The organism is Thermocoleostomius sinensis A174 (assembly GCF_026802175.1).
GTDB lineage: Bacteria > Cyanobacteriota > Cyanobacteriia > Elainellales > Elainellaceae > Thermocoleostomius > Thermocoleostomius sinensis.
Genome location: NZ_CP113797.1, coordinates 3,745,400 through 3,761,755, shown reverse-complemented (window position 1 = coordinate 3,761,755; position 16,356 = coordinate 3,745,400). Strand labels below are relative to the sequence as shown.

At 49.1% G+C, this 16,356-nt stretch carries 19 protein-coding genes; 10 read left to right on the top strand and 9 right to left on the bottom strand.

All coding sequences use genetic code 11. From position 1 onward, the window contains the following. Positions 1–18: 18 nt before the first annotated feature. From OXH18_RS16300 to OXH18_RS16290, 3 genes are all read right to left on the bottom strand, one after another. Positions 19–228, bottom strand: coding sequence for a hypothetical protein (locus OXH18_RS16300; protein ID WP_268608158.1), 210 nt, complete (start codon positions 226–228; stop codon positions 19–21). A 301-nt stretch (positions 229–529) separates the two neighbouring features. Next, positions 530–1,690, bottom strand: a complete 1,161-nt coding sequence (locus OXH18_RS16295; protein ID WP_268608157.1) for a histidinol-phosphate transaminase — start codon at positions 1,688–1,690, stop codon at positions 530–532. 51 nt (positions 1,691–1,741) lie between these two features. After that, entirely contained in the window at positions 1,742–2,407 is a 666-nt protein-coding gene (locus OXH18_RS16290; protein ID WP_268608156.1) for a YqiA/YcfP family alpha/beta fold hydrolase, read from the bottom strand. 51 nt (positions 2,408–2,458) lie between these two features. Here OXH18_RS16290 and OXH18_RS16285 point away from each other — a divergent pair, with 51 nt between their 5' ends. From OXH18_RS16285 to dnaB, 9 genes are all read left to right on the top strand, one after another. Further along, positions 2,459–3,364: an SDR family NAD(P)-dependent oxidoreductase gene (locus OXH18_RS16285; protein WP_268608155.1), complete on the top strand. Its 906-nt coding sequence runs from the start codon at positions 2,459–2,461 to the stop codon at positions 3,362–3,364. A gap of 57 nt (positions 3,365–3,421) precedes the next feature. Next, positions 3,422–3,913 (top strand): ureidoglycolate lyase, encoded by a 492-nt coding sequence (locus OXH18_RS16280; RefSeq protein ID WP_268608154.1) that lies wholly within the window; start codon positions 3,422–3,424, stop codon positions 3,911–3,913. A gap of 188 nt (positions 3,914–4,101) precedes the next feature. Beyond that, the gene (gene rplI, locus OXH18_RS16275) at positions 4,102–4,563 is read left to right on the top strand and encodes a 50S ribosomal protein L9 (protein WP_268608153.1); all 462 of its coding nucleotides are present in this window, start codon (positions 4,102–4,104) and stop codon (positions 4,561–4,563) included. Between the two features lie 113 nt (positions 4,564–4,676). After that, positions 4,677–4,820: a hypothetical protein gene (locus OXH18_RS16270; RefSeq protein ID WP_268608152.1), complete on the top strand. Its 144-nt coding sequence runs from the start codon at positions 4,677–4,679 to the stop codon at positions 4,818–4,820. Between the two features lie 3 nt (positions 4,821–4,823). Next, positions 4,824–5,024, top strand: coding sequence for a hypothetical protein (locus OXH18_RS16265; RefSeq protein ID WP_268608151.1), 201 nt, complete (start codon positions 4,824–4,826; stop codon positions 5,022–5,024). After that, positions 5,009–5,170, top strand: a complete 162-nt coding sequence (locus OXH18_RS16260; protein WP_268608150.1) for a hypothetical protein — start codon at positions 5,009–5,011, stop codon at positions 5,168–5,170. Before OXH18_RS16265 ends, OXH18_RS16260 begins: the two co-directional genes overlap by 16 nt. A gap of 52 nt (positions 5,171–5,222) precedes the next feature. After that, the gene (locus OXH18_RS16255; protein ID WP_268608149.1) at positions 5,223–5,456 is read left to right on the top strand and encodes a DUF4926 domain-containing protein; all 234 of its coding nucleotides are present in this window, start codon (positions 5,223–5,225) and stop codon (positions 5,454–5,456) included. A 3-nt stretch (positions 5,457–5,459) separates the two neighbouring features. Continuing rightward, entirely contained in the window at positions 5,460–5,825 is a 366-nt protein-coding gene (locus tag OXH18_RS16250; RefSeq protein ID WP_268608148.1) for a hypothetical protein, read from the top strand. A gap of 217 nt (positions 5,826–6,042) precedes the next feature. Further along, positions 6,043–7,392 carry a replicative DNA helicase gene (gene dnaB, locus OXH18_RS16245; RefSeq protein ID WP_268608146.1) on the top strand — a complete coding sequence of 450 codons (1,350 nt, stop codon included), beginning with the start codon at positions 6,043–6,045 and terminating at the stop codon, positions 7,390–7,392. Positions 7,393–7,567: 175 nt separating this feature from the next. On the opposite strand, the gene sds is transcribed toward dnaB, so the two are convergent. From sds to OXH18_RS16220, 5 genes are all read right to left on the bottom strand, one after another. Further along, the gene (gene sds, locus OXH18_RS16240) at positions 7,568–8,539 is read right to left on the bottom strand and encodes a solanesyl diphosphate synthase (protein ID WP_268608145.1); all 972 of its coding nucleotides are present in this window, start codon (positions 8,537–8,539) and stop codon (positions 7,568–7,570) included. Positions 8,540–9,647: 1,108 nt separating this feature from the next. Further along, positions 9,648–10,514, bottom strand: a complete 867-nt coding sequence (gene murI, locus OXH18_RS16235) for a glutamate racemase (protein ID WP_315874740.1) — start codon at positions 10,512–10,514, stop codon at positions 9,648–9,650. Positions 10,515–10,657: 143 nt separating this feature from the next. Beyond that, positions 10,658–10,798 carry a hypothetical protein gene (locus OXH18_RS16230; RefSeq protein WP_268608143.1) on the bottom strand — a complete coding sequence of 47 codons (141 nt, stop codon included), beginning with the start codon at positions 10,796–10,798 and terminating at the stop codon, positions 10,658–10,660. Positions 10,799–10,966: 168 nt separating this feature from the next. After that, positions 10,967–12,328 (bottom strand): cation:proton antiporter, encoded by a 1,362-nt coding sequence (locus tag OXH18_RS16225; RefSeq protein WP_268608142.1) that lies wholly within the window; start codon positions 12,326–12,328, stop codon positions 10,967–10,969. 562 nt (positions 12,329–12,890) lie between these two features. Continuing rightward, positions 12,891–13,268: an MGMT family protein gene (locus tag OXH18_RS16220; RefSeq protein WP_268608141.1), complete on the bottom strand. Its 378-nt coding sequence runs from the start codon at positions 13,266–13,268 to the stop codon at positions 12,891–12,893. Positions 13,269–13,397: 129 nt separating this feature from the next. Here OXH18_RS16220 and OXH18_RS16215 point away from each other — a divergent pair, with 129 nt between their 5' ends. After that, complete coding sequence (locus OXH18_RS16215; RefSeq protein ID WP_268608140.1) at positions 13,398–14,273, top strand: hypothetical protein; 876 nt, start codon at positions 13,398–13,400, stop codon at positions 14,271–14,273. On the opposite strand, the gene OXH18_RS16210 is transcribed toward OXH18_RS16215, so the two are convergent. Continuing rightward, positions 14,270–16,252, bottom strand: a complete 1,983-nt coding sequence (locus OXH18_RS16210; RefSeq protein ID WP_390904333.1) for a protein kinase domain-containing protein — start codon at positions 16,250–16,252, stop codon at positions 14,270–14,272. The two genes, OXH18_RS16215 and OXH18_RS16210, sit on opposite strands and share 4 nt — an antisense overlap. Positions 16,253–16,356: the final 104 nt, after the last annotated feature.

The window sequence follows — 16,356 nt, the reverse complement described above, 5'->3', positions numbered from 1 at the left end:
CCCAGCAACCCGATAAAACTAGCTCGATCGACAACTAGAAGGATCATTAACCGGATCACACTCCGGAGCCATTTCATAATGATCCGGTTCAACTTTGACTTCACCTGTAAGGGATTGTTGATGCTGTTGAACGCTGAAGTGGCTGATTCGTTGCAGGAAGGTGATTGCTTTCGGCATTGCCAGCACTGAAATAGCAAGACCAAGTGCCAAAGATAGCTTAACTGCCATAGCTGCACCTCCCAAGAAGGTGTAATTCTTACACTTTGAATTATAGTTCAGTTCTCCTGGTTGCTTCCAGCACCGATCAGGGATTTACATCTTTTGGCTGAAGGAGACTCTCCTCCGGATGCGCTAACGATTTAGCCTCAAACTCTAGTCCTAGTGCCAATCCTCAAGCTATGGGTGAATTGAGCGCTACTAGAGAAAAAACGGACGGTCTGACCCATGTCCAGACGCAGGGGGGAACTTCTGATTCGCTTCATCCTCTCTTCACACTATCGTCCCATCAGCAGTTTGGAGTGACCAGCGATTAGCTTGGCAAAAGCTGGAGAAGGCGATCGATCGTGCGTTGATTTTCTTCAGGACGACCCACGGTGATTCTCAAGCCATTTCCTGTTTTGCGAATCAGGGTTCCCTGAGCTTTCAGTTGCAGAAATAGTCGATCAAGGGCAGCATCTGGAGCACAGTTCCAAGCATCTGCGACCGTTGCAGCGAGTTGAACAAACAGAAAATTGGCATCACTGGGAAACACCTGAAGCCGTGGATGCGCTGCTAAGGTTTGAAACAGAGCCTCTCGTTCTGATTGCAGCAGGGGAACCACCTTTAGCAAAGTCTGGCGATGCGTCAGGGCCCACTGCGCCGCTGCTTGAGTCGTAGCAGGCAAATTGTATGGCAATCGCACCTTTTCCAGGGCTGTGATCAACTCCCCATGCGCGATCGCATACCCTATGCGATGGGCCGCCAAGCGAAAGGCTTTCGAGAAGGTGCGCAAAATGACCCAATTCGATCGAAACTGAAGTTCGCTGAGCACTGTATGCTGGCTAAATTCAAAATAGGCTTCGTCAATCACCACCAAAACATGGTCTGGCAGCGATCGTAACCAGGATAATTCGGCGGCGGTCAATGGATTGCCAGTCGGGGAATTGGGATGCACCATAAACACGACTCGTATCGGTGCTTCAGTTTGGCTGAGGGCGGTCTTTGCCGCTGATAGATCGATTTCAAACGTTGTTGGAGAGCGGCCAACGGTCATCACCGGAATGCCCAAGGTTTGGGCCAAAATTCCATACATGGAAAAAGTTGGGTGCGCCACTAACACCGCTCCAGCCCCCCCCACACATGTCGCAATCAGCAATGACCGAATCAACTCATCTGAGCCATTGCCGATCGAAATGTGATTTGGCGTCACAAAACGAGTGTCTTCCCCAGTTTCCGCCACATACTCTGCAATCGCTTGCTTCAGCGCCCCATGTTCACCATCGGGATAGCGATTCGATTCAATTGCTTGTTGATACGTCCACGCCAATTTCTGTTTCAAATCATCGGGGAGGTCGAAGGGATTTTCGTTCGTGTCCAAGCGATCAATCGGCGTTGCCGCATTGATTCCAGAGGAATCTGAACTCTCAATGCTACCGGGATGAGGAGTATAGGCAACCAACTGAGCTAAATCGGGACGGAGAAAAGGCAGCATGGGGGAAGACTAAAGGATGAGGAACGAAAATAAGGGATGGATGACTTGTCTCTAGGATACGGTGATCTTGCGATCGCGCTGATCGTCGAGATGACAAAAGTGGCAAATGGCTTGCCAAATTTCTGCTTGCGCGTTGCTAAGGCTATGATCGCTGTCGAGTTCAACCAAGCTGACCCAAGGACGTAAGGCGGCATAGGAGCGGCTGGACTGAATGGGAATCACTTCATCCTGCTGTCCATGCAAAATTAAGGTAGGAACCGATCGTTGTAATCCCGATTCATCATATTGAGCTATATCTGTCACAAGCTGATAGCTGATGGGCATCTGGCGTTGCTCGCCGTAGTGATAGGTCAGTAGGGCATTGTTCTTTTGCCATTGTTCAACTTGAGCCGCTCCTAATTTTGGAAGCCAATGGTTGAGAAATTGGAAGGCAGGGGCAAGCAACACTAGACGATCGATTTGAGGATGACGCTCTCCTAACCACGCAGCCGTCAATCCACCAAAGCTAGATCCAATCAACGTTACAGGCGTATCAGTGGGCAGTATGGTTGCAACTTGCTGAAGTTGCCGCGACAGAGTCAGGCTATAGAAGTCGGGCTGATTGAGGTTTGGGATGGTAAGGCATAGACCATGCTGCTGAAACTGATGGTTCAAGAATTGAGCTTTTGTCGAACTAGGGCTAGACGCGAACCCATGCAAATAGATATATGATCGCATCACAATGCTCTTCCTTTTTTTGAAGCATATTCTTTTTCTTTCTGATATTTCATGTCTTCCTCGATCGCAGAACAGGTTATTCTCATTACCGGAGCCTCGGCTGGAATTGGCGCAGCCTTGGCTGAATTGCTGGCTGCTCGGTTTCCAGGCATTCGACTGATTCTAACGGCTCGTAGTCAAGATAAATTAGAAACGCTCGCTACTCGTTGTCGTCAGGCGGGGGCGGAAGTCTTGGTGGTGGTGGCAGATCTGACCCAATCTGAGCAGGTGTCCACCTTAACGCAAACGGCGCTCGATCGGTTCGGGCGTGTTGATGTGCTGGTCAACAATGCCGGCTATGGGCAGATGGGGCCCATCGAGTTAATCTCCGATGCTGCTGTTCAACAACAGTTCAAGGTAAATTTACTCGCACCAATTGCCCTCATTCGGAGCTTGATTCCGGTCATGCGCTCCCAAGGAGGCGGACGAATCATCAATATCAGTTCGATTGCGGGTCGCACCGCCTTTCCCCTAGGTGGGCTATACAGTGCCTCGAAGTTTGCCCTAGAAGGATTGAGCGATGCGCTGCGGATGGAACTTGAGCCATTCAATATCTCCGTCAGCGTCATTGAACCAGGACCCGTACGCACAGACTTTTTTGGTGTTGCTAGAACGTCGGTGGAGCAAGCTGTCTCCGATCCATCTCAGACACCGTACCGCGCTGCCTTTGGTAAGCTTCAAGGGTTGGAACAACAGGTCGATCGCCAAGCTTGGACGCCTGAACAAGTGGCAGAAGTCGTCCTCAAAGCCATATCCGCTCGGCGTCCCAAACCTCGCTATGTAGCGGCAACTGGCGGAAAGTTTGCGGTTTGGATGATGACAAAAGTGTTGCCAACCCGGTTGGTTGATGTCTTTTGGCAACGCTTCTATGGGATTGATCTCATTGCCAAAGACTGGCGCAACTTAAAAAGTCAATAACGTCAATAGCTTTGCCCTTAATTCTTCCTCTCTTATCTTTTTTTCCTCCTTCCTCCTATGTCTTCCTCCACGATCGTTAAACGAGTGGCTCAGCCTATCACCCCAGACACGTTTCGTCCGTATGGTCAGGTGATCTTCGCCAGTGCCGATGGCAAACCTTACGATGCAGACGACGCCCAGCTATGTCTCGATCAGGGCACACCGCGTTTCTATATCATGCGGCTGCATCACCGAGGACGAAAATTTTCTCGTATGACTCGCCATCAACGCTGTACGCAATGTCTAGGTTCACTGGCAGGGCAAGAATGGTTAATTGCAGTGGCTCCACCCGGGCAGTCCAATCAACCCGTGATTGACGACATTGCGGCGTTCCGTGTGCCTGGTAACTGCTTCATTAAGCTCGAACAAGGGACATGGCATGCCGGCCCGTATTTTGAGCAGGAGGCGATCGAATTTTACAATTTAGAGCTAAGCGACACTAATATCACCGACCATGACACCTATGATCTCGGTGCAGGAGAAGGCATTGAAGTAGAGATTGTAGTATGACGTGAGTTTCAGACTGACTATAAGAAATAGCCTCCTCTTATCTCCATTCCCCAGCAACAGCTTCCGATTGCAGTTGCACGAACTCAAGCGCAACAGAAGGTTGCGATCGTCCAACACAGTTCGCTACGATTGTAGACTGGCTATTCACACAAGATTAACTCCGCCAAACGCACAATAGGGAACGACTCATGGCAAAGCGTATTCAACTAGTCCTCAGACAGGACGTTAGCAAACTCGGTCGCACGGGTGACTTAGTAGAGGTGGCTCCAGGATATGCCCGCAATTATTTGCTGCCGCAAGGCTTGGCAGTACATACCACTCCAGGAATTTTGAAGCAGGTTGAACGCCGTCGGGAAGAGGAACGGCAACGACTGCTCGAACTGAAGAAAGAAGCAGAAGCGCAAAAAGCTGCACTGGAGAAGGCAGGCAAGCTGGCCATCTCGAAGCAAGCAGGTGAAAAGGATGCCATTTTTGGTACGGTCACCAATCAAGATGTGGCAGATGTGATTCAGTCGGCAACCGGGCTGGAAATCGATCGCCGTGGTATCACCGTTCCCGACATTCACAAACTAGGAACCTATAAAGTAGACATCAAGTTGCATCCAGACGTTACCGCTACCGTTGATATTCAGGTAGTTCCCCTCAACTAGGGACTGTATCAAGGATCGAGGGGGAAACTCGATCCTGTTGCACGAGGTTGACAAAACGACCCAAGGAAATTCCCCATGACCTGGATTAGAATCGACCTAATCTAGGTTTTTGCATGGGTGATGGCAGGTTCTCCAAACTGGGGCGAATATTTGCATCGGTGGTGTCTACTTATTACAGAGATTGGTGGCGACTGTATACGCTGACGGATGCGATCGAGCAGGAGAAACCAGAGCCGGAACCTGCATCGGTGAGATGAACTATGCCGTTTCAGTTTGAATTGATGGCACAAACGGTGGAGCGAAAAGAGCCGAAGCAGGAGGGAGTCCGGGAGCAGCAGGAGAAAATTGAGCGGTTTTCGGTGTTGGACGGAATTCGCAAGTATGCAGCGGATCATGTACTGTTGAGCAGCCAAGCTGCTGAGAGCCATTGGTTTCAACGAAGAGAATGTCGCTATGCGTAGAACAAGCACTCTTAGCGATCGCCTACGCTGAAGACGTTCAAGAAATTATCCACACACCGCATGGCGTGAAATACATCATTGAAGGCAAAATCGCCACTCCCCAAGAAGTGAACCGTCCACTTGCGTACCGTTTGGATTATCGATAACGGAGCCAGCATTCCTCGTTTTGTTACTGCCTACCCATTATGAGGTCAACCCATGATTCAGAGACTGGACACAGTAATTCAGGAACTCGATGTCGTTACCCTCACCCATAACGTTCAGGAACATGGACTGAAAACGGGCGATCGCGGTGCAGTGGTTCACTGCTACCCAAATGGGCAAACCTTTGAAGTCGAATTCATTCGCTCAGATGGCAAAACCACTGCTCTCTTGACCCTTGACCTCACCGATATTCAAAAAGTTAGATTAGAAACTCCCCCAGAAACTTAATTCATGACCAATCAACCTAAACCCAAACCCACAGTTCAAATGAATTTCAACGCCCCCGTCAATGCCGCCGCTGGCAACGTTGAGGGTGATATGAACATCTACGCTCAGGAACAAGACCTTGCCGAAGCCGCCGCCAAAATTCAGCAACTCCTTGCCCAACTCGCCCAAACCTACCCCAGCCCCACCGAACGCCAGATCGAAGCCGTCAAACGGGAAGCCAACCGCAACCCCCAATTCCGCGATCGTCTCCTGCAAGCCACCAAAGCCGGAGGGGTAGAAGCCATCAAACAAATTTTGGATTACATCTTCAAAAATCCTGTTGCCAGCGTCGTTGCCGAAGCCGTCAAAGCCTTTGTGGAAGCAGGATAACGAGAGGCATCTCTACACCGATCGTGCCAGTAGACTCCTTCAAAGGTTAATCGTATCTGAACAACTGACTTAAGAATCTAAAACATTCTGCCACTAACCCGAAAAACTGAACGGCTGGCACGCTACAATACACAGCACAACTCAGTTTATAGTATTTTTGTACCAATTTCTTTCTATTCGTTTCTCGCCACTCTAATCCTCAACCCTTAAACCTTTTATGGTGCAAGAACTTAACTTTCAGGGATATAACGATCGCCTGCCACCTCAAAATGTGGATGCAGAAGAAGCCATTTTGGGAGGCATTCTGTTAGATCCAGAGGCGATCGGGCGAGTGATGGAGATTTTGCGCCCGGAAGCGTTTTATATTAGTGCGCATCAGGAAATTTATCGAGCGGCTTTAACCCTGCAAACTCAAGGTCGCCCCACCGATCTGATGAGTGTCACCAGTTGGCTGCATGATCATGGCTTGCTGGATAAAGTGGGTGGACAAGGGCGCTTGGCAGACTTGGTCGATCGCACCATTAGCGCTGTCAATATTGACCAGTATGCGCAGTTAGTTACAGAGAAATATCTGCGGCGTCGGCTGATCCATGTGGGTACGGATGTCGCACAACTAGCCTACGATAATACGGCTTCTCTGGAAAAAATTCTGGATCAGGCTGAGCAGAAAATCTTCAACATTACCCAAGTACGAACCGGGCCAGGACTGATGGCCACAGCAGATATTCTGACCCAGACATTTTCGGATATTGAGCAGCGCCATTTGGGACTGGTGACGCCAGGAATTGCCTGCGGCTTTTATGACCTGGATGCAATGACGCAAGGGTTTCAGCGATCGGATTTAATTATTGCCGCTGGCCGCCCCGCAATGGGAAAAACTAGCCTTGTTCTCAATATTGCTCGCAACATTGCGGCCTTTCAAAAACTGCCGATCGCCATTTTCAGCCTAGAAATGTCGAAAGAACAGTTAGTGTATCGCCTGCTAGCCAGTGAATCGCGGATTGAAAGCGGTCGCCTGCGCTCGGGGCGGATTAGCCCGCATGAATGGGAAGCCTTGGGATCGGCGATCGATTTTATGTCGCGCTTGCCGATCTTCATCGACGATACGCCAAATATTTCGGTGATGGAAATGCGATCGAAGGCACGGCGCTTACAAGCAGAGAACGGTGGCGTGTTGGGGTTGGTGTTGATTGATTACTTGCAACTTATGGAAGGCGGCGGCGACAATCGCGTACAAGAACTCTCGAAAATTACACGATCGCTGAAAGGATTAGCCCGTGAATTGAGCGTTCCGGTCATTGCCCTGTCGCAACTGAGCCGAGGAGTGGAATCACGCACCAACAAACGCCCCATGATGTCGGATTTACGCGAAAGTGGTTCGATCGAACAAGACGCCGATTTGATCATGATGTTGTACCGCGAGGACTATTACGACCCCGACACCCCCGATCGCGGCTTAGCCGAAGTAATCATTGCTAAGCACCGTAATGGCCCGGTAGGAACGGTGAAATTATTGTTCGATCCACAATTTACGCAGTTTCGTAATCTAGCCGCTCCAGGACAGTAGATTTACCGGCGTTGCTGATCGGATGGATGAATCTCGTCAGGGCGTTTTGCGAATCGTCTTGACAGTTGGGAGCAAGGTTGGCAAATCATACCTGAATTCAGCAACGCCGATTTACCTAGCAACTCTTGGATTATATAGAGTAGTTGCCTACCCTACAGAGAATTTGAATCAGCGCTTAATAGAGCCGACTTAACACATAGTCTGCTAACTCAATCAAGGCTTGCCGACAGTCAGACGGCGGTAAATCGGTCAGGCTCTGCACGGCTTGTTGCGCATGATGGGAAGCCAATTGCCGCGATCGATTAATTCCCTGGCTATCTTCAACCAACGCAAGGGCTTGCTCGAGATCTCCCGCTTGGGCAAATTCCCGTTCAATCAACGTTTCCAGATATGGCTTTTCTTCTAGTGCATACAGCACCGGGGCGGTGAGATTGCCGCTTTTCAAATCAGACCCGGCTGGTTTCCCGAGTGAGTCGCTCGATCCGGTGAAGTCGAGAATATCATCGACAATTTGAAAGGCTAAGCCGATATGACGCCCATAGTCATACAGCTTGATTGCCATCTCTGGTGAAACACCGCTCAATACCCCCGCCGCTTTGGAGCTATTAGCCATCAGTGAGGCCGTTTTATAGTAGGTTTTCTCTAAATAGGCGTCGATCGACAACTGAGTATCATAGCGATTTAACCCCTGCTGGATCTCGCCCTCGGCATAGTCTTTGATGACTTCCGAGAGCAGCTTCACCACCGTTAAATTGTCCAAATTAGCCAGATACCAAGACGCTTGAGCAAACAGGAAATCCCCTGCTAAAACCGCAACGCGATTGCCAAAGCTGGTATGAACCGTGGGAACGCCGCGCCGCAACTCCGATTCATCAATAATGTCATCATGCACCAAACTAGCTGTGTGGATCATCTCTGTCAGTTCTGCTAACCGACGATGCTTTGGTGTAATATCTTGGTTTGGCATGGTCGCTCGCGAGATTAGCAGGACGATCGCGGGCCTCAGCCGTTTTCCTCCCGCTCCAAATAAATGCTCGGCAGCGGCATAGAGTATGGGGTGACGAGCACCAACTAACTGCTTGAGGTTCTCTGTGAGTAGACGCAAATCTGCTTCAATCGAGGAGAAGAGCGAGGTGGCTGAGGTCATGGATAAGCTGACTCTGGCGTTAAGTTACGAAATTTTACATAATCTTACACTTATTCTAAGCTAACGCTCCGACATCAGGCGCATGTCTTCCTCGGAGTTTTTAAATAGCTGCAACGAGCGATCGGTCAAAAACACCGTTTTCTGCCCTTCAGCAAGAGTTTTATACGAAATTAGTCGGTTCAAAAAATCTTAGTCTGTTTCCGCCTCATCTTAGTTTTTAGTGAACAAGAATTGAATAATTACCGATCGATCAATCCGATCGATCAATCTGTCACCCTGATTTTCTAGCCCGCTTTGGCATACTGTTATCTTTTATACAAAAAACAAAACGTTAGACGGCTTCTATCCCTCAGTAAGGTTTAGAAACGGTGAGAATTGATTTATCCTTCAATCGCAGCAGGGCGCGAATCTAGCGATTTATACTTATCTAATATTGACGACTAAAAAAACCTGCAAAAAGTACGGAAATACCCCCTCGAAGCAGGAATCAATGTGTTAGTCTATAACTAAGGATTTCAAAATTTCATACATTCAGCGCGGGTAGAGCAGTAAGGTCTTGAGGTGCTGATGCGACGGTATGAGAGCGAGACACTTCTCAGTTTGAGAGGCTTATCCGTTCTCTGTTGGCTGAGCAAGCTTTGATTGCGATCGAAGCTTGGGTTGGGTATTGGTGTTCCTGACATCGCCACAACTCTGTAGAGGCTCAGTGTCAGTTGCCTCAGGCTAAGGTGCTGGGAGCTTTGTCGTTCAGGCATCCATTTAGTTTGTCTGTGTTTCTGCCTACGGTTCTGTGCGTGCATTGTTGTGTGAGTTTTGAAACTCCACTGCATTCTGCTACCTAGCCCTCTTATCTTCTGCTTGGATCTGCACTATGGCTTACGACCCCATTCCTTTTATCATTCCTATTCTGGCGACTGGATATGTGCTGGCAGTGTATCTCCTTCTACGATTAGCTCAACGATCGTCAAGAATTTGACTTGATCTACCTTCCTGTTAAAGATTCAGTCAATACTCATAACACAGCAAGTGAAATTGTAGGAATATTCTTTGAATGAATTATTCGATGAATTAGACTATGATTCGCTTGCTGTTTTTGGCCAAGCATCTGTCACCGCACAACCTGGGATAAGTCGGTAATATTAACCTGTTCTACACTGGGAACACAACCTAGCCACTGCACCGATAATTGAGCAAATGTAGTAGCGCATCCACTGACATAAAACTGAGTTGGTAAGGCGGCACGAGTATTGCGTAGTCCCAATAGTTCCAATTCTTGAGCGGCGGCTTGAATCACATGCACCGCCGGATCTAGCAACCGTACCGATCGCGGTAGGATCGATCGAATCACCGGAGCTAGATGGGGGTAGTGGGTACAGCCATAGATCAGAGTATCAATTTGCTGTTCTAGTAAGGGCTGCAAGTACTCCTTGGCGACTCGGTAGGTATAGGGATCATGAATGCGATTATTTTCAACTAGCGGTACAAACTCTGGACAGCCAACCTGCCAAACATTTACCGCCGGATTAATTTCCAAAATGGCCTGGCGAAAGGCGTTGCTTTTGGCGGTGGCCGGGGTGGCAATCACCCCAATGCGCTTGCCCTGCTGTACGGCGGCTCGGGCTCCTGGCAAAATGACGCCCAAGATGGGAATCGGGAACTCCGATCGTACGGTCTCTAGGGCCAGAGCCGATCCGGTGTGACAGGCCATAATCACCATCTTGACGCCCTGTTGTAGCATCCAATTTAAGATTTCGCGGACGAACTGTAGAATTTCTGCCTGTGATCGAATGCCATAGGGAAGGCGGGCCGTATCGCCAAAGTAAAGGATCGATTCGTTGGGCAGTTGACGGTAGACCTCTCTTAGCACGGTGAGTCCACCCACGCCGCTGTCAAAAATTCCAATTCTGGCTCGTTGTCGTTCAGTAGAAGCAACGATGGGAAATTGAACATTGGCATTGTGGCGAGCATGATTCATCCCCCCAGGGACAACTGTAGGCTCAACAACCTGAGACAACGACATGGACTGTGGACTTTCAGGTGAAGAATGGTTAGAGACTGGAATCTGCATCAGCAAAAGCTCGAAACACGTAAGAGCAGTAGGGAACTCGGTTGGCAAAATTATAGGCGCTGCTTTCGTTTGTCCAAAGTACCCAGAGGACAGCTAAACGATCGCCCACTCTGGCTGAAGAATAAACCCTCTGGAGAAGACAGCAGCCGTTGGTCAAACTCATTGACAGTAGAACCATGCGCTGGTGACACATAGAACCGTTGCTGAATCTTACTCTACCTATAGAGCATATTCATGAGCGATGAGTCTAGCACAAACTTTCTCAAGGAAACCATAATCGCGGAATCAGTTAGTGCAAATGATGAGTTTTGCCTTTCCCCTGCCCAAGCATGTCATTTCTTAATCTTGGCAACATGGGACTAGTCTGACTCTTGCAGCGTTTCCATGCCTTCAGGTGCTTCCTGGAAAACCAAGCGTAGCAGTGGTGGAGCCAAGAACGTGGTCAAAATTACCATCACGATAATGGCGGCGTTAAGCGACTCGGATAGAACCCCCGTTGCGGCTCCGACTCCGGCAAACACCAAGCCCACTTCACCTCGTGGAATCATGCCAATGCCGATCGCCAATCGATTCACCTTCTCTTGTCCGAAGACCGCTAACCCAGTGACCACTTTACCGATGATGGCCACCATCACCAAAAAGGTGGCGATAATTAATCCTTCGCGATTGGCCGGATTAAATGGATTTAATACACTGACATCGGTTTGTGCACCCACTACCACAAAGAAGATGGGGACTAACATGTCGGCAATGGGAATCACCTGTTCTTCGATTTCCTTGCGCTTATCTGTTTCTGCCAACACCAGCCCTGCGGCAAAGGCTCCTAAAATGGCTTCCAGTTGAATCGCGGCTCCAATGTAGGCCAGTACAAAGGCAAAAATTAGCGCCGGTAAAATTAACTGACCTCGAGTTTTTAGGCGATCGACCAGTGCCACAAAATAGGGGCTGAGGAATCGTCCAATTAAAATAGAACCCACCAAAAATACCGTAGCGCCCACAATCAGAAAAATCACATTGGCGATGACAATTTCTCCGGTTTTAGCCAAGCTCGATACAACAGCCAAAACAATAATCCCCAGGACATCATCTAATACCGCTGCGCCGATGATAATTTGTCCTTCCCGGGAAGTTAAACGCTGAATTTCGGAGAGTACCTTGGCTGTAATTCCGATACTGGTTGCTGTCAGCGCGGCTCCTGCAAAAATGGCTGGTACGGCTGGTACGCCAAATAGAGCAATTAGCCCCGTTGTGCCTAACGCAAACGGAACAACCACTCCCACGATCGCCACGGCCGCTGCCTGTGGACCTACTCGAATCAGTTCTCCAAGATCAGACTCTAATCCAATTTCAAATAGCAGGATAATGACGCCAATTTCGGAGAGGACTGAAATCACTTCATGAATTGAATCGGCAACATGGGGCGTGACTTCAGGAACTAGTCCTGCTGTTGTTTGCAGAAAACTCAGAATCATTGAATGGGCTTCTCCGCCTTCTGCTGGAAAAACCAGTAAATTCAAGGCAGAAATTCCAACCACTACCCCTCCAATTAGTTCACCTAACACAGGAGGAAGGTTAATGCGAGCACACAGTTCTCCGATTAGCTTGGAGGATAAGTAGATGACTACTAAACTGAGTAATACACCTGCCAGAATAGTTGGCCCAGCTTGAGCTTCGGCCGCAGCCAGCAAAGGAATTGGAAAAGCAATAGGAAAGATAGGCATTGTTGAAATTGTGGAAATCAACGAGGTTGTTCCAGGGGTGAGGTCAACCATGTATCGTGTTTTTAACGAAAGCTATCCTGTCTAATGTACAGGTTTCTTTACACAATGAGGAGTAGTTTAAGCGTTAAACGAGAGAATTTTGGAGCAATTAACTACACAATTGTTAATCTTGAGAATTTTCAATGATCAAACTGCCGAATGATGATTTTGATGATTTCAACGCCTAATTTCAATCATCAAGGAGGCTGATTGACCTATCTGTTGCGTCAATGCAGATAGGGAATAGAATAGAGGCACAACTAAAAAGTTGCAAAGTAAGGTTGCATTATTTTTCGTTTCGTTACATCTCATTGGCTTAATTGTTTTAGCTACGCTCACTCGCCGTATAACAAGGGTAAGCTGTTCCCTGCCAGGATTTCATGATACGCTCGACGGTTATGCATGGTGTCTTCATCCTCCATGCGGCTGCCTTAACAATTGCGATCGCGCTTGCTTTCAGTGGTGCTGACCATCGGTCTCGGTTCAGCTACCGGGCAAGGCTTGTCTTATTTTCGGCCGAGGTTCAAAGTTGGCTAGCTCCGCCGCGTCCCACTCGCTCTTCCCATCCTTCTCGCATGTCTGGTTGCCAATCTGGTTGCCAGCGATAGCGGTGAAGGTTTATTTTGCCATCGGGGCTAAATTCAATGCCTTCTTGTTCCAGGAGCGATCGCTGCAAATATTCTGTGCCATAGCGAAAGGGAGAGGTAGAGATTTCTCCTTTTGCATTAATGACTCGATGCCACGGAATATCGGGCGATTGCGGGTCTACTTTGTAGAGAGCATAGCCAACCAAACGCGCTTGTCTTGGTAGGTTGGCAAGTTCAGCGACTTGTCCATAGGTAGCCACTTTACCACTCGGAATTTGCCGTACTACAGCATAAATCAAGTTGTAGGTGGACATAGGCTGAGATAGGTTGGGAGGTGTGGGGTTGGGAGGTAGGATAGGGAAGCTTGGTATGCTCAAGGTAACTCACTGAAAACCTGCATGGCGAGTGGTTGTATCGTTTAGTTTGTTGGCAGATAGAGCGTTGTGACACAGGCTTTTCCACAATGGCAACGATGGGCGAATCAAGTTGGACACCAATTCGATTCCCTGTGGCATTCTAAATCGTTCAATCGTGTAACTGAAGCGGTTGAGCAAAAAAGAGGCTGGTTGTTGTGCCTCGCGATCGGGCTGTTGCTATGTATTTGGAACTGGCAATTGGTAGTATCGAGTGGTGCAGGATTGGGCGCACTGGTTGGAGTTTATTTGATTTATCAAGGCCAGTGGCATTTGTCAATTAGATGGCGACTTTGGCACCCATCCTTGCGTCCAGTCACAGTTGCGCTTTGCAGTGGAGTCGTTGTCAGTGTGGGCACCTATGTTTCGCTCGCGCTGTGGATCGAAACTCATGGCTCCTGGGTTGCTAAAGGCATGATTTTGCAGGGAATGGCTACAACAGCAGTGTTGGTACTGTTGGGATGGCAAACAATCGATCGTGTGACTCGGTGCGAAACTGGCGATTCTTCGGCGACTCCTCATGCAAGTCATCGGACTGTAGAGCGGCTGCTAAACGAGTTATCAGATGCAGATGCTCTGAAACGTCTCCTGGCTGTACGGCGGTTAACGCAATGGGTTCGGCAACAGTCCGTAGTGGCCACTGACGATCGGGAAGCGGTCATTCACGGAGTATCGGCCCCTTTGTCGGTGGCGGACTTAACCGACTGTTTTCGACTGATGCTGAATCGAGAAACTGATCCAGCAGTATGTCGTGCTTTGCTGGATAGCTTGCATCAGATAAAGCCGCCATTAAATTCGCAGGTATCGTTGCCGCTAGAACGATTGCCCTTTTCGCCAAAGATGCCCTCTACAGCGACCGAGCCTCCCAGCTTAGAGCCTATGAACCAGAACCAAGAGGCTAGTTAGACTGGTGGCAATTGCCAAATACGGATGGTTTTGTCAGAACTACCACTTACTAACAACCTACTATCGGGACTAAGGGCGATCGCATTCACCGTATCTGCATGATCTGTCCAAGTATAGGTGACTTTACCCGTAGCCATGTCCCACAGCTTGATCGTAGTATCACTGCTGCCGCTGATCAGCGTTTTGCCATTCGGTGTAACCGTGACAGCGCTGACTTCTCGAATGTGATCGCTAAAGGTTCGGAACAGTTCTCCTGTCTGCGCATTCCACAACCGCACGGTTTTATCTTTACTTCCCGTGAGGAGCCATTGCCCATCGGGTGTAAACGCGATCGCATTCACCGAATTGGTATGACCAACCAAGGTTCTCAATTGTTCTCCAGTTTGCAAACTCCAGAGCTTGATCTTGTTATCTAATCCACCACTGGCCAAGATGCAGCCATTCCGGCTGATGGCAATGGCTTTAATCATACCCACCCCAGGCAGCGTTTTCAGCAACGCTCCAGTCGTGGCACTCCACAGGCGAATAGTGCGATCTTCCCCGCCACTGACGAGCAATTTGCCATCGGGGCTAATGGCAACAGCATTCACATCGCGAGCATGGCCGTGCAAGGTTCCCAACAAGCTGCCGTTGTGCAAGTTCCACACCTTGAGTGTATAGTCATCACTACCGCTGAGTAGCCGTTTACCATCAGGACTGATAGCAATCGTATTGACTCCCTTAGAGTGTCCTATCAGCGTTGTCCGTTCTTCGCCAGTTTGAAGATTCCAGAGTTTAATGGTGTCATCTAGGCTGCTGCTGACAACTAACTGCTCCTTAGGATGAACCGCTACTGACGTAACCCAAGACCTGTGTCCCACTAGGGTATGCAAACACCGCAGCGATCGACTGAGCGCCCGTCCCGAAGCAGGCGTTCCTGATGTTCCAGGAGGACGGGATATCGGCGGAGGAACAGAGGGGGGTGCAATGGGTGGGTGGGAAGGTGGATTAGAAGTACGCACGGGAGGACAAGACGGAGACCCACTAGGCGGCAACGGTTTTGGAGAAGACGAAATTGGAGGAAGGTTGGGCGATCGGGTGGCGGGCAAAAATGAATCGGCGTTGAGATCGCGCATGACCTCATCGGCCGACTGATACCGTTCTCCCACCCAATCTTTGAGTAAATGATCCAAAATATGCGCCAATTGATCGCTGATCATGTAGCCGGTCTGTTGAAGGTGCTCTCGCCAAGTCCAGCGACCGCTTAACGGATCATAGAAAGTATCGGGTCGAGTTTGCGTCATTAAGTGCAAACAGGTTGCCCCTAAACTATAAAGGTCGCTAGCCGGGAATGCCTTACCGCCGCGAAACTGCTCCATTGGGGCATAACCTTCTGTTCCTACTCGTGTTCCAGCTTCGATCGTCGGTTCATCGGCAAGCTGTTTGGCCACGCCAAAATCAATTAACACTAATCGTCCATCGGGACGACGCAGGACATTATTGGGAGTAATATCCCGGTGAATGACTTGGTGACGATGAATAAACCGCAGAATGGGTAATAGCTCGGATAAAACATTACGAATTTGCCGTTCATTGAAGGACCCCTGTTGTCGCATCTCTTGTAATAAACTGTGCCCTTCAATAAATTGCTGAATCAAGTAAAGAAATCCATCTTGTTCAAAATAAGCTAACAAGGTAGGAATTTGCGCATGTTCACCCAGTTCATGGAGGCGCACTGCTTCTTGATTAAACAAGCGAATTGCGTTTTCTAGCGATTGTTCGCCCTGTACCTGTGGCGAGAACTGTTTGATGACGCAGCGGCTATTTAACCGATCTTCATCTAACGCTAAATAGGTTCTGCCAAAACCACCTTGTCCCAAGGGTTGCACCGTGCGATATCGTCCTCGCAGTAGGTGCATAGGTTTGCCGCACGCTTGGCAATGGGTCACGTGATCTAGGTTGAGGGGAGTTGGGCAACGAGGATTGAGACAGCAAATCATGTTGGGTAGCGCACAAAACAGTGGTGATCTCAGCCGATGGCATGATCAAATTCTTCCCTCTGCAGCGCTTGATTGTAGCTGAGGTTGGGAATTTCTTCACTGAG

What these genes read in the sequence shown, in the direction of transcription:
- OXH18_RS16285 (WP_268608155.1), top strand. Translation starts at nt 2,459, where the DNA reads ATGTCTTCCTCGATCGCAGAACAGGTTATTCTCATTACCGGAGCCTCG.
- OXH18_RS16255 (WP_268608149.1), top strand. Translation starts at nt 5,223, where the DNA reads ATGATTCAGAGACTGGACACAGTAATTCAGGAACTCGATGTCGTTACC.
- OXH18_RS16225 (WP_268608142.1), bottom strand. Translation starts at nt 12,328, where the DNA reads ATGCCTATCTTTCCTATTGCTTTTCCAATTCCTTTGCTGGCTGCGGCC.
- rplI (WP_268608153.1), top strand. Translation starts at nt 4,102, where the DNA reads ATGGCAAAGCGTATTCAACTAGTCCTCAGACAGGACGTTAGCAAACTC.
- OXH18_RS16295 (WP_268608157.1), bottom strand. Translation starts at nt 1,690, where the DNA reads ATGCTGCCTTTTCTCCGTCCCGATTTAGCTCAGTTGGTTGCCTATACT.
- OXH18_RS16210 (WP_390904333.1), bottom strand. Translation starts at nt 16,252, where the DNA reads ATGATTTGCTGTCTCAATCCTCGTTGCCCAACTCCCCTCAACCTAGAT.
- OXH18_RS16300 (WP_268608158.1), bottom strand. Translation starts at nt 228, where the DNA reads ATGGCAGTTAAGCTATCTTTGGCACTTGGTCTTGCTATTTCAGTGCTG.
- OXH18_RS16220 (WP_268608141.1), bottom strand. Translation starts at nt 13,268, where the DNA reads ATGTCCACCTACAACTTGATTTATGCTGTAGTACGGCAAATTCCGAGT.
- murI (WP_315874740.1), bottom strand. Translation starts at nt 10,514, where the DNA reads ATGAATCATGCTCGCCACAATGCCAATGTTCAATTTCCCATCGTTGCT.
- OXH18_RS16280 (WP_268608154.1), top strand. Translation starts at nt 3,422, where the DNA reads ATGTCTTCCTCCACGATCGTTAAACGAGTGGCTCAGCCTATCACCCCA.
- OXH18_RS16270 (WP_268608152.1), top strand. Translation starts at nt 4,677, where the DNA reads ATGGGTGATGGCAGGTTCTCCAAACTGGGGCGAATATTTGCATCGGTG.
- sds (WP_268608145.1), bottom strand. Translation starts at nt 8,539, where the DNA reads ATGACCTCAGCCACCTCGCTCTTCTCCTCGATTGAAGCAGATTTGCGT.
- OXH18_RS16265 (WP_268608151.1), top strand. Translation starts at nt 4,824, where the DNA reads ATGCCGTTTCAGTTTGAATTGATGGCACAAACGGTGGAGCGAAAAGAG.
- OXH18_RS16260 (WP_268608150.1), top strand. Translation starts at nt 5,009, where the DNA reads ATGTCGCTATGCGTAGAACAAGCACTCTTAGCGATCGCCTACGCTGAA.
- OXH18_RS16290 (WP_268608156.1), bottom strand. Translation starts at nt 2,407, where the DNA reads ATGCGATCATATATCTATTTGCATGGGTTCGCGTCTAGCCCTAGTTCG.
- OXH18_RS16250 (WP_268608148.1), top strand. Translation starts at nt 5,460, where the DNA reads ATGACCAATCAACCTAAACCCAAACCCACAGTTCAAATGAATTTCAAC.
- dnaB (WP_268608146.1), top strand. Translation starts at nt 6,043, where the DNA reads ATGGTGCAAGAACTTAACTTTCAGGGATATAACGATCGCCTGCCACCT.